The organism is Pseudomonas sp. REP124 (assembly GCF_020164475.1).
Lineage (GTDB): Bacteria > Pseudomonadota > Gammaproteobacteria > Pseudomonadales > Pseudomonadaceae > Aquipseudomonas.
On the sequence record NZ_JAIQWX010000181.1, the window covers coordinates 1 to 11,139 of the forward strand.

The 11,139-nt window shown below is 61.9% G+C and carries 11 protein-coding genes; 5 read left to right on the plus strand and 6 right to left on the minus strand.

The features are described from left to right. Window positions 1-64: 64 nt before the first annotated feature. Window positions 65-1,363 carry an MFS transporter gene (locus K9857_RS27215; RefSeq protein WP_224541167.1) on the minus strand — a complete coding sequence of 433 codons (1,299 nt, stop codon included), beginning with the start codon at window positions 1,361-1,363 and terminating at the stop codon, window positions 65-67. 365 nt (window positions 1,364-1,728) lie between these two features. On the opposite strand from K9857_RS27215, the gene K9857_RS27220 reads away from it, so the two are divergent. Together K9857_RS27220 and K9857_RS27225 are read left to right on the plus strand one after the other, a co-directional pair. After that, window positions 1,729-2,133 carry an acyl-CoA thioesterase gene (locus K9857_RS27220; RefSeq protein WP_007942704.1) on the plus strand — a complete coding sequence of 135 codons (405 nt, stop codon included), beginning with the start codon at window positions 1,729-1,731 and terminating at the stop codon, window positions 2,131-2,133. 89 nt (window positions 2,134-2,222) lie between these two features. After that, window positions 2,223-3,122, plus strand: coding sequence for a D-hexose-6-phosphate mutarotase (locus K9857_RS27225; protein WP_224541169.1), 900 nt, complete (start codon window positions 2,223-2,225; stop codon window positions 3,120-3,122). 135 nt (window positions 3,123-3,257) lie between these two features. On the opposite strand, the gene K9857_RS27230 is transcribed toward K9857_RS27225, so the two are convergent. The 5 genes from K9857_RS27230 to K9857_RS27250 all read right to left on the minus strand — a co-directional run bounded on the left by K9857_RS27230 (window position 3,258) and on the right by K9857_RS27250 (window position 7,064). Beyond that, window positions 3,258-3,794 (minus strand): DUF3299 domain-containing protein, encoded by a 537-nt coding sequence (locus K9857_RS27230; RefSeq protein ID WP_224541170.1) that lies wholly within the window; start codon window positions 3,792-3,794, stop codon window positions 3,258-3,260. An 87-nt stretch (window positions 3,795-3,881) separates the two neighbouring features. Continuing rightward, window positions 3,882-4,127: a GlsB/YeaQ/YmgE family stress response membrane protein gene (locus K9857_RS27235; protein ID WP_224541172.1), complete on the minus strand. Its 246-nt coding sequence runs from the start codon at window positions 4,125-4,127 to the stop codon at window positions 3,882-3,884. A gap of 112 nt (window positions 4,128-4,239) precedes the next feature. Further along, window positions 4,240-5,322 carry a 5-(carboxyamino)imidazole ribonucleotide synthase gene (locus K9857_RS27240; protein WP_224541174.1) on the minus strand — a complete coding sequence of 361 codons (1,083 nt, stop codon included), beginning with the start codon at window positions 5,320-5,322 and terminating at the stop codon, window positions 4,240-4,242. Window positions 5,323-5,333: 11 nt separating this feature from the next. Continuing rightward, the gene (purE, locus tag K9857_RS27245; RefSeq protein WP_175375591.1) at window positions 5,334-5,825 is read right to left on the minus strand and encodes a 5-(carboxyamino)imidazole ribonucleotide mutase; all 492 of its coding nucleotides are present in this window, start codon (window positions 5,823-5,825) and stop codon (window positions 5,334-5,336) included. Window positions 5,826-6,155: 330 nt separating this feature from the next. Then, window positions 6,156-7,064: a LysR substrate-binding domain-containing protein gene (locus K9857_RS27250; protein WP_175375592.1), complete on the minus strand. Its 909-nt coding sequence runs from the start codon at window positions 7,062-7,064 to the stop codon at window positions 6,156-6,158. Window positions 7,065-7,244: 180 nt separating this feature from the next. Here K9857_RS27250 and aspA point away from each other — a divergent pair, with 180 nt between their 5' ends. The 3 genes from aspA to K9857_RS27265 all read left to right on the plus strand — a co-directional run bounded on the left by aspA (window position 7,245) and on the right by K9857_RS27265 (window position 11,089). Further along, window positions 7,245-8,669, plus strand: a complete 1,425-nt coding sequence (gene aspA, locus K9857_RS27255; RefSeq protein ID WP_224541176.1) for an aspartate ammonia-lyase — start codon at window positions 7,245-7,247, stop codon at window positions 8,667-8,669. Window positions 8,670-8,918: 249 nt separating this feature from the next. Beyond that, window positions 8,919-9,923 carry an asparaginase gene (locus K9857_RS27260; protein ID WP_224541178.1) on the plus strand — a complete coding sequence of 335 codons (1,005 nt, stop codon included), beginning with the start codon at window positions 8,919-8,921 and terminating at the stop codon, window positions 9,921-9,923. 173 nt (window positions 9,924-10,096) lie between these two features. Beyond that, entirely contained in the window at window positions 10,097-11,089 is a 993-nt protein-coding gene (locus K9857_RS27265) for an AraC family transcriptional regulator (protein WP_224541181.1), read from the plus strand. The last annotated feature ends 50 nt before the right edge of the window (window positions 11,090-11,139 follow it).

The window sequence follows — 11,139 nt, forward strand, 5'->3', positions numbered from 1 at the left end:
GCTGTATCTGTGGGAGCGAGCCTGCTCGCGATGTGGCAATGACTGACGATGCAGAAAGCCGGGCTTAGCGCCCCTTCTTCCAGAGATACGCCCCCACCACAATCCCCAGCCCGCACAGCACCGCCACGTAATACGCAGGCCCCATCGCGCTTTCCTTGAGCAGCAGGCTGACGACCATAGGTGTCAGGCCACCGAAGATCGCGTAGGCGACGTTGTAGGAGAACGACAGGCCGCTGAAGCGCACCACTGGCGGGAAGGCCTTGACCATCACGTATGGCACCGCACCGATGGTGCCGACCAGCAGGCCGGTCAGGGCGTACATCGGGAACAGCCAGTCGGGATGTTCGGCCAGGCTGTGGTAGAAGGTCCAGGAGCTGGCCAGCAACGCGGCGCAGCCGAACACGAAGACTCTGCCCGCACCGAAGCGATCCGCCAGGGCGCCTGAGATCACGCAGCCAAAGCTCAACATCACAATGGCTACGCTATTGGCTTGCAGGGAAATGGTAGGCGCGAACTTGTAGACCGTCTGCAACACGGTCGGGGTCATCAGGATCAGGACCACGATGGCGGCCGACAGTAGCCAGGTCAGCAGCATCGAAATGGCGATGGCGCCGCGATGGTCACGCAGCACCGCGCGCAGGGGCACTTCTTCGGCCAGAGCCTTGCGCTGTTGCATCTCGGCGAACACCGGGGTTTCGTGCAACCAGCGGCGCAGGTACACCGAGAACAGGCCGAATACGCCGCCCAGCAGGAACGGGATCCGCCAGGCGTAATCGGACACTTCCACCGGGGTGTAGATGCTGTTGATCGCCGTGGCGACCAGCGAGCCGAGCAGGATGCCCGCCGTCAGGCCGCTAGTGAGGGTGCCGCAAGCGTAGCCGATATGGCGCTGCGGTACGTGTTCGGAAACGAAGACCCAGGCGCCCGGCACTTCACCGCCAATCGCCGCGCCCTGGATCACTCGCATCAGCAGCAACAGGATCGGCGCCCACATGCCGATCTGCGCGTAGGTCGGCAGCAAGCCCATGATCAGGGTCGGTACCGCCATCATGAAAATGCTCAGGGTGAACATTTTCTTGCGTCCCAGCAGGTCGCCGAAGTGCGCCATTACGATGCCGCCCAGCGGCCGCGCCAGGTAGCCGGCGGCGAAAATGCCGAAGGTCTGCATCATACGCAGCCAATCCGGCATGTCCGCCGGGAAGAACAACTTGCCCACCACGGTCGCGAAGAACACGAAGATGATGAAATCGTAGAACTCCAGCGCACCACCAAGGGCGGACAGCGAGAGCGTCTTGTAATCATTGCGGGTCAGAGGACGTGCGGAGGGAGCAGGCTGCGCAATACTTGAGGGCGCTGGGGTCATGGCAAAGGCTTCTCTTATGGTCAGTTCTGCCGCCCCGACAACGCAGGCAAGGTCTCGGGCGGGTCCGGCACGATAGCAAATTGTTCGAAAAAGCACATAGAGGCGCGTATTTGACGGTCAAAATGAGAACCGGATGGTCGTATCGGAGTCTATCGACCGATATACTCGCAACACTGTGCAATAGCTTTTCAGGGTTGCTGTGCGAAAACGCCTGTCAGGTTCATAGGCGATTTCGCAGAGTTTCCCTTTAGGCGCCTTTATGGAAAACGTGACGAACGTAGTATGTTCGGTGCTGAATCGTTTTTCCGAAGACGGCTATTCACTGAAAGACCAACGAAGAGTCACGGGTCAGAGGCACCCCCGGAATGATAGAGCTCGAACAAGAAGATCCGATCCCGCAAGGCGACCTGGCCTTGCAAATCACCGCGCTTCCCCGCGAAACCAACGGCTTTGGCGATATTTTCGGTGGCTGGCTGGTGGCGCAGATGGATTTGGCCGGCACCGCGATGGCCAGCAAGGTCGCCGGTGGCCGCGTCGCCACGGTGGCGATCGACCGCATGGCGTTTCTGGTGCCGGTGGCGGTGGGCGCTCAGCTCTCCTTCTATACCCAGGCGCTGGAAATCGGCCGCAGCTCGATCAAGATGATGGTCGAGGTCTGGAGCGACGATCCGCTGTCCAGCGAATGGCGCAAGGTGACCGAGGCGGTCTTCGTGTTCGTTGCCATCGACGGTAGCGGCCGCACTCGCTCGGTTCCGCCAAGAGCTCGCTGAGCATCAAGGCATCGCGTTAAACAGCCCCGCTAAACCCGGCGACCGTTTTGCGGTCCATTGCAGTCCTGTTACTGATCGAGAGCTGTCCCATGAGCACGCCCAACGTTGAAGCCGTAAAACTGGATGAACTGAACTGCTGGCGCATTCGCCACGGTCAGGCCGAATTACTGGTGGCCCAGCAAGGCGCGCACATCCTCAGCTATCAGGTCGCCGGTCAGCCGCCAGTGATCTGGCTCAACGACGAGGCCGTGTTCAAGACCGGCAAAAGCATCCGTGCCGGTGTGCCGGTGTGCTGGCCGTGGTTTGGCAACTTCGAGCGCAATCCGCAGAGCGTGAAAGCGATGCGCGTCAGCCAGGAACCGGCACCGGCCCATGGTCTGGTGCGGGCGATGGACTGGGAGTTGGGTGGCATCGAGGCCGAGGGCGAAAGCCTGAAAGTCGAGTTCCTCCTGCCTTATCCCGAAGGCGGCCTGCCGGGCTGGCCGCATCAGGTCGACTTGAAGTTGAGCATCCGCCTGGATTCGCAACTGCACATCAGCCTGACCAGCCATAACCAGGGCGCCGAGACGGTGACCATCAGCCAGGCGCTGCACAGCTATTTCGCCGTCAGCGATGTACGCAACGTGCATGTCGAGGGCGTGAGCGGCCTGAGCTACATCGAAACGCTGGAAGACTGGAAAACCAAGCCGCAAACCGGCGACCTGGAGTTCACCGGCGAAACCGACCGCATCTACCTCAATGCTCCGGCGAAGCTGAGCATTGTCGACCCGGCGTGGGAACGTCGTATCGAGCTGACCAGCAGTGGGTCGCGCACGGCGGTGATCTGGAACCCTTGGGTTGATCGTGCTGCGGCGTTGAGTGACATGGCCGATGACGGTTGGCAGCGCATGCTGTGCATCGAGACGGCGAATGTGATGGATGATGTGGTGGCGCTGAAGCCGGGTGCCAGCCATACCCTGGGTGTGAGCATTGGCAGCAAGCCTCTGTAACGCAACAAAACCAAATGTGGGAGCGGGCTTGCTCGCGAAGAGGGAGTGTCAGTCGACATCAATGTGACTGACATACCGCATTCGCGAGCAAGCCCGCTCCCACATTTTTGATTTGTGTATGGCTTGGATGACGCGTTAGAGATCCGACTCTTTCACCACCCGCACCTTCGCCGCATCCAGCGCATACGCCGCGTCTGCCAGATCATTGCTGACCTTCTCGACCTTCAGCGTGCCGGTGACCCACAGCGGCGTGTAGATATCGTTCAGCTTCAAACCCTTGGGATAACGCACCAGCACCAACTGGTTGGGCGGCGGTGGCGGGACGTGGATGCAGGCGCCCGGATACGGCACGAGGAAGAACAGCGTGCTGTGGCCCTTGGCGTCGGTTTCCAGCGGCACGGGATAACCGCCCAGACGAATGTTCTTGTCGTTCATCGAGGCAACGGTCTTGGTCGAATACATCACCGCCGGCAGGCCTTTGCTCTGCTTCATGCCACCCTTTTCGGTAAAGGTGCCATTGGCTTCGGGGGAGTTGTGATCGATCTCGGGCATGGCCTCGAGGGCTTTCTGATCCGACTTGGGCATCAGTTCCAGCCAGTCGGTTTCCGGCAGTTCGCCGGCGTGGGCCAGACCGCTACCCACCAAGAGAAGAGACAACAGAAGACGGCGCATGAAGGTGCTCGGTAAAGGAAAGGTCGTGAAACGCCGAGCATTCTAGTCCTCTCGGACTGCGCAGCCGAGAGGACTTTGTCGCTTGAATCAGTTCTTTTTGATCAGGCCGTAGATCACCAGCAGGATGATCGCGCCGACCAGCGCACCGATGAAGCCGGCTGCCTGGCCCGCCTGGTAAATGCCCAGGGCCTGGCCGCCGTAGGTGGCCGCCAGCGAACCGCCGATACCGAGCAGAATGGTCATGATCCAGCCCATGCTGTCATCGCCCGGTTTCAGGAACCGCGCCAGCAGGCCGACGATCAGGCCGATAAAGATGGTTCCGATAATTCCCATGGCATTTCCCTCTGAATTGGAAGATATGCCAAAGCCTAGTCAGACTTTGGCATCCTGCCATGAGAGAACGGCGGTCCCTGAATGGTTCCGCCGCTGCCACATGAAACTGCTGCTACTCGGCGATGAGCGCTTCGACCTTGAGGATCTGCGCAGCCAGTGTCTCGCGGTCTGCGCAACGCAGGTTGGCGTGACCGACCTTGCGGCCGACCTTGAACGCTTTTCCGTAGTGATGCAGATGGCAATCGGCGATGGCCAGGACTTTTTCGGTCTCGGGCACTTTGCCGATGAAGTTGAGCATCGCGCTCTCACCGACCTTGGCGGTCGACCCCAGCGGCAGGCCGGCTACCGCCCGCAGGTGGTTTTCGAACTGGCTGCACTCGGCGCCTTCGGTGGTCCAGTGTCCGGAGTTGTGGACGCGCGGAGCGATTTCGTTGGCCTTGAGGCCACCGTCGACTTCAAAGAACTCGAACGCCATCACCCCGACGTAGTCCAGCTGCTTGAGCACACGGCTGGAATAATCTTCGGCCAGGGCCTGCAGCGGGTGATCGGTGCTGGCCACGGACAGCTTGAGGATGCCGCTGTCGTGGGTGTTGTGGACCAGCGGGTAGAACTTCGTTTCGCCATCGCGAGCGCGCACGGCGATCAGCGAGACTTCACCGGTGAACGGCACGAAGCCTTCAAGCAGACAGGCTACGCTGCCCAACTCGGCGAAGGTGCCGACCACATCTTGAGGGGTGCGCAGGACTTTCTGGCCCTTGCCGTCGTATCCCAGGGTACGGGTTTTCAGCACGGCCGGTAGACCGATGGTAGCCACGGCGGCGTCCAGGTCAGCCTGGGACTGAATGTCGGCGAACGCCGGGGTAGGAATCCCCAGGTCCTTGAACATGCTCTTCTCGAACCAGCGATCGCGGGCGATCCGCAGGGCTTCGGCGCTCGGGTAGACCGGCACGAATTGCGAGAGGAAGGCCACGGTTTCCGCCGGCACGCTTTCGAACTCGAAAGTCACCAGATCGACTTCATCGGCCAGCTGACGCAGGTGGTCCTGATCACCGTAATCGGCGCGCAGGTGTTCGCCCAATGCAGCAGCACAGGCGTCCGGCGCCGGGTCCAGGAAAGCGAAGTTCATGCCCAGCGGAGTGCCCGCCAGCGCCAACATGCGACCCAACTGGCCGCCACCGATTACACCGATCTTCATCGTCAACAACCTCAGGCGATGCGTGGGTCTGGATTTTCCAGGACGCTGTCAGTCTGCTCAGCGCGGAAGGTTTTCAGCACGTCGTGGAACTGCGGGTGCTTGGCGCCCAGGATGCTCGCCGACAGCAGCGCTGCGTTGATCGCACCGGCTTTACCGATAGCCAGGGTGGCAACCGGAATACCGGCCGGCATCTGCACGATGGAGAGCAGCGAATCGACGCCCGAGAGCATTGCCGACTGAACCGGTACGCCCAGCACCGGCAGGTGGGTCTTGGCCGCGCACATGCCAGGCAGGTGAGCCGCGCCACCGGCACCGGCGATGATCACCTCGATGCCACGGGCTTCGGCTTCTTCAGCGTACTGGAACAGCAGGTCCGGGGTACGGTGGGCAGAAACCACTTTCACCTCGTAAGGGATGCCGAGCTTTTCCAGCATATCGGCGGTGTGGCTAAGGGTGGACCAATCGGACTTGGAGCCCATGATCACGCCAACCAGTGCACTCATCGTCGAGCCTCTTCTCTCTGGGCGCCCGCAGGCGCGTCAAAAACAACAAGCCACGCATTATGCGTGGCTTGAATTGTACGAAAAATGGCCGATCGAGCCGGCCGAAGGCCGCGCAGTATACCGCAATACGGCAGATAAACAGCCCCTGTTTCGACCATCTGTCATACGGCGCAAAGTGCCGGTTTTATTGACTTGTAAGTCAGTCAACACAACACAAATCCATTGTGGGAGCGGGCTTGCTCGCGAATGCGGTGGGTAAGTCGACATTGATGTTGCCTGACACACCGCATTCGCGAGCAAGCCCGCTCCCACATTTGCCTTTCTTTGGGCTCAAGTACCCTGCGCAGCCCCACCCTCAAGCTTGCGCCACAACAACCGCACGTTGGCCTTGCGCACCAGCGCACACCGGTACAGTCGAATCTCCAGCGGCACATGCCACTGCGGCCCGCCGCACACCACCAGCTCACCGCGAGCCAATTCCGCGCGCACGCTCAGCTGCGGCACCCAGGCGATGCCCAGACCTTCCAGCGCCATGCTTTTAAGGCTGTCAGCCATGGCAGTCTCATAAACAGTGGTAAAGCGCAGCGCCCGCTGGCGCAGCAGCATGTTCACCGAGCGCCCGAGGAACGCGCCGGCACTGTAGGCCAGCAGCGGCACGCTGCCCTCGCCTTCCAGATCGAACAGCGGCTTGCCATCAGCATCCGCCGCACACACCGGCAGCATTTCGGTGTGGCCAAGGTGCAAGGACGGGAAGATCTCCGGGTCCATCTGCATCGCCGCATCCGGATCGTAGAACGCCAGCATCAAGTCGCAGCCACCCTCACGCAGGGCATGCACAGCGTCGCCGACGTTGGTCGCCACCAGCCGCGTGGCGATGTTCAGGCCTTCATTGCGCAGTTGCGCGATCCAGCGCGGAAAGAAGCCCAGCGCCAGCGAGTGGGCCGCGGCGACCTGCATCACCTCGCCCTGCCCGCCTTCCAGATGATGAAGATGACGCAACACTTCACCGAGCTGTTCGACCACGGTGCGCGCGGTGACCAGGAACAACTGCCCGGCCGCCGTCAGCTCCACCGGCGTGCGCGAGCGGTTGACCAGCGTCAGCCCCAGCGCGGCCTCCAGGCTGCGGATCCGCCGGCTGAACGCAGGCTGCGTCACGAAGCGCCGTTCCGCCGCCTGGGAGAAGCTGCGGGTGGCGGCCAGGGCACTGAAGTCCTCCAGCCATTTACTTTCCAGATTCATCACGTCCTCCCGGACACGCACCAAAACAGGTCACACGCTCGCCGCCAACACGGCGTCACACCGGCATTATGCCGAATATGCATAGGGCAGTGTTTAACAGCATTGGCCCTAAATTCTCCACAAGCCTAGCATTTGCAGTGTTCCGGCACAGACCGGGTCCATATCGAGATGATTTCTATCATGTCCTCCGCTGCATCTTTCCGCACAGAAAAAGACCTGCTTGGCAAACTCGAAGTACCTGCTCAAGCGTATTACGGCATCCAGACCCTGCGAGCGGTGAACAACTTCCGTCTCTCCGGCGTGCCGATCTCCCACTACCCGAAACTGGTAGTCGGCCTGGCGATGGTCAAACAGGCCGCCGCTGACGCCAACCGCGAACTGGGTCATCTGAGCGAAGTCAAGCACGCAGCCATCAGCGAGGCCTGTGCCCGTCTGATCCGCGGCGATTTCCACGAAGAGTTCGTGGTGGACATGATTCAAGGCGGCGCTGGCACTTCGACCAACATGAATGCCAACGAAGTGATCGCCAACATCGCACTGGAGACCATGGGTCACCAGAAAGGCGAATACCAGTACCTGCACCCGAACAACGACGTGAACATGGCGCAGTCGACCAACGACGCCTACCCGACGGCGATCCGTCTGGGCCTGCTGCTGGGTCACGACACCCTGCTGGCCAGCCTCGACAGCCTGATCCAGTCGTTCGCGGCCAAGGGTGAAGAGTTCGCCCACGTCCTGAAGATGGGCCGTACCCAACTGCAAGACGCCGTGCCGATGACCCTCGGCCAGGAATTCCGCGCTTTCGCCACCACCCTGGGCGAAGACCTGGCACGCCTGAAAACCCTGGCGCCAGAACTGCTGACCGAAGTGAACCTGGGCGGCACCGCGATCGGTACCGGCATCAACGCCGACCCGCGCTACCAGCACCTGGCCGTTCAGCGCCTGGCCACCATCAGCGGTCACCCGCTGGTACCGGCAGCCGACCTGATCGAAGCCACGTCCGACATGGGCGCCTTCGTCCTGTTCTCCGGCATGCTCAAGCGTACCGCGGTCAAGCTGTCGAAGATCTGCAACGACCTGCGCCTGCTGTCCAGCGGCCCGCGCACCGGCATCAACGAGATCAACCTGCCAGCGCGTCAGCCAGGCAGCTCGATCATGCCAGGCAAGGTCAACCCGGTTATTCCGGAAGCCGTTAACCAGGTAGCGTTCCAGGTCATCGGTAACGACCTGGCCCTGACCATGGCAGCCGAAGGCGGCCAACTGCAGCTGAACGTGATGGAGCCGCTGATCGCCTTCAAGATCCTCGACTCGATCCGCCTGCTGCAACGCGCCATGGACATGCTGCGCGAGCACTGCATCACCGGTATCACCGCCAACGAGGAACGTTGCCGTGAACTGGTCGAGCACTCGATCGGCCTGGTCACCGCGCTGAACCCGTACATCGGCTACGAAAACGCCACCCGCATCGCCCGCATCGCTCTGGAAAGCGGCCGCGGCGTGCTGGAACTGGTGCGCGAAGAAGGCCTGCTCGACGACGCCATGCTCGCCGACATCCTGCGCCCGGAAAACATGATCGCTCCGCGTCTGGTTCCGCTTAAAGCCTGATCCGACGCAACACTTGCAGCACCGCTCACCAGGTCGAGGGACTAGACACCTCTCACCTTTTGAGGGCCTGGAGATCACTCTCCAGGCCCTTTTTTTTGCGCGTTTTTTGCCAATCGGTCAGTTAAAGTGCGCCCATTGTGGGCGCGAGCCTGCTCGCGATGACGGTGGCACATTCGAATCCGGGGTCACTGACGGATCGCTATCGCGAGCAGCTCGCTCCCACACATCATCTCTAGCGGAGGCCTCAAAATGATTGCCAATAACTACCCTGCCGCCCAACACATCATGGTGCTCTACACCGGCGGCACGATCGGCATGCAAGCCAGCGCCAACGGCCTGGCTCCGGCGTCCGGCTTCGAAGCGCGGATGCGCGAATACCTCACCAGCCAACCCGAACTGGTGGTGCCGCAGTGGCGCTTTCGCGAGATGTCGCCGCTGATCGACAGCGCCAACATGACCCCGACCTACTGGCAGCAACTGCGCGAAGCGGTGGTTGATGCGGTCGACGCGCAAGGTTGCGACAGCGTGCTGATCCTGCACGGCACCGACACCCTGGCCTACAGCGCTGCGGCCATGAGCTTCCAGCTGCTCGGCCTGCAGGCCCGCGTGTGCTTCACCGGCTCGATGCTGCCGGCCGGCGTCGCCGACAGCGATGCCTGGGAAAACCTTGGCGGCGCGCTGGTCGCCCTGGGGCAGGGCCTGGCGCCGGGTGTGCACCTGTACTTCCACGGCGAAGTGCTGGACCCGACCCGCTGCGCCAAGGTCCGCAGTTTCGGCCGCCACCCGTTCAAGCGCCTGGAGCGTCAAGGTGGCGGGATCAAGGCCACTTCGCTGCCGGCTGCGCTTGGTTACAACCAGACCAGGCAACTGGCGAACGTCGCGGTGCTACCGCTGTTTCCCGGCATCCGCGCCGAAATCGTCGACGGACTGATCGATAGCGGCATTCAGGGCCTGGTGCTGGAGTGCTACGGCAGCGGTACCGGCCCGAGCGACAACCCGGCGTTCCTCGCAAGCCTCGAGCGGGCGCGGGACAAGGACGTGGTGGTGGTGGCGGTGACGCAGTGCCATGAAGGTGGTGTGGAGCTGGACGTTTATGAAGCGGGCAGCCGCTTGCGTGGCGTCGGTGTGCTGTCCGGTGGCGGCATGACCCGCGAAGCGGCGTTCGGCAAGCTGCACGGCCTGTTGGGCGCAGGCCTGGACACCGCAGAAGTACGCCGCATCGTAGAACTCGACCTCTGCGGCGAGCTCAGCTGACAACCGCCTTTCTTGTAGGAGCGAGCAAGCTCGCGATGGACGTCAACTAAAACGCTGGCATCCTGACGCCCCGCGGTGTTCCGTCCACCATCGCGAGCATGCTCGCTCCTACAGGTCCATCATCAGGCACATAACTTGCTCTACTTCCAGTCACCCCAAGGCTGGAAGCCACCATGCTCCACTCCCATCTCACCACCCTCAACGCCGTTTCCCTGGTGCTCAACACCTTCAAGGCCGAAGGTCTGTCGAGCGAGGCCCTGTTGGCCGGCAGTGGCATCAGTGCGGCGGATCTCAACCGGGCTGACACCCGCATCACCACCAATCAGGAGATGCAGGTCTGCGCCAACGCCGTCGCTCTCAAACACGATATCGGCCTGGAACTGGGCCGGCGCATGCACGTGTCGTCCTACGGCATCCTCGGTTACGCCTTGCTCACCTGTGCCACCTTCGGTGACGCATTGCGCTTGGCGATACGCTATCCGGCGCTGCTGGGAACACTTTTCGAGCTCAGCCTTGAAGAAGATGGCGAACGCGTCTGGTTCGCCGCCGCCGATTACCGCGAGAGCCCGGCCATGGCGGTGTTCAATGCCGAGTTCTGCCTGGTATCACTGAAGGTCACCTGCGATGACCTGCTCGGCCATCCACTGCCACTGCTCGGTGCACGCTTCGAACACGCCGCGCCCGACTATCAGGCGTCCTACGCCCATCCCTTCGACTGCCCGCTGCATTTCGGCGCGCAGGACAACGCATTCGCCTTCGACAGAAAGTGGCTCGAGCAACCCTTGCCACTGGCCGACGCCATCACCCACCAGACCATGGCCGAACGCTGCCGCAAACAGAACACCGAATTCACCGGACGCCAGGCATGGCTGGGACGGATTCGCCAACTGCTCAGCGCGCAACTGAATGCGGCGCCGGGACTGGAAGGCCTGGCCGAGCAGATGAACTGCTCCACGCGAACCTTGCGCCGGCATCTCAAGGACATGGGCTGCAGTTATCAGGAACTGCTCGACGAGCTGCGTTTCGAGCAGGCCAAGCAGATGCTCTGCGAGGATCAGATGCCGATTTACCGGATTGCCGAGGCGTTGGGCTTCAGCGAGACCGCAAGTTTTCGCCATGCGTTCGTGCGCTGGAGCGGTGTGGCTCCCAGCCAATTCCGTCCCTGACGCCTCCCCCTGTTGTAGGAGCGAGGCTTGCCCGCGAAGCTTTTAGCGCA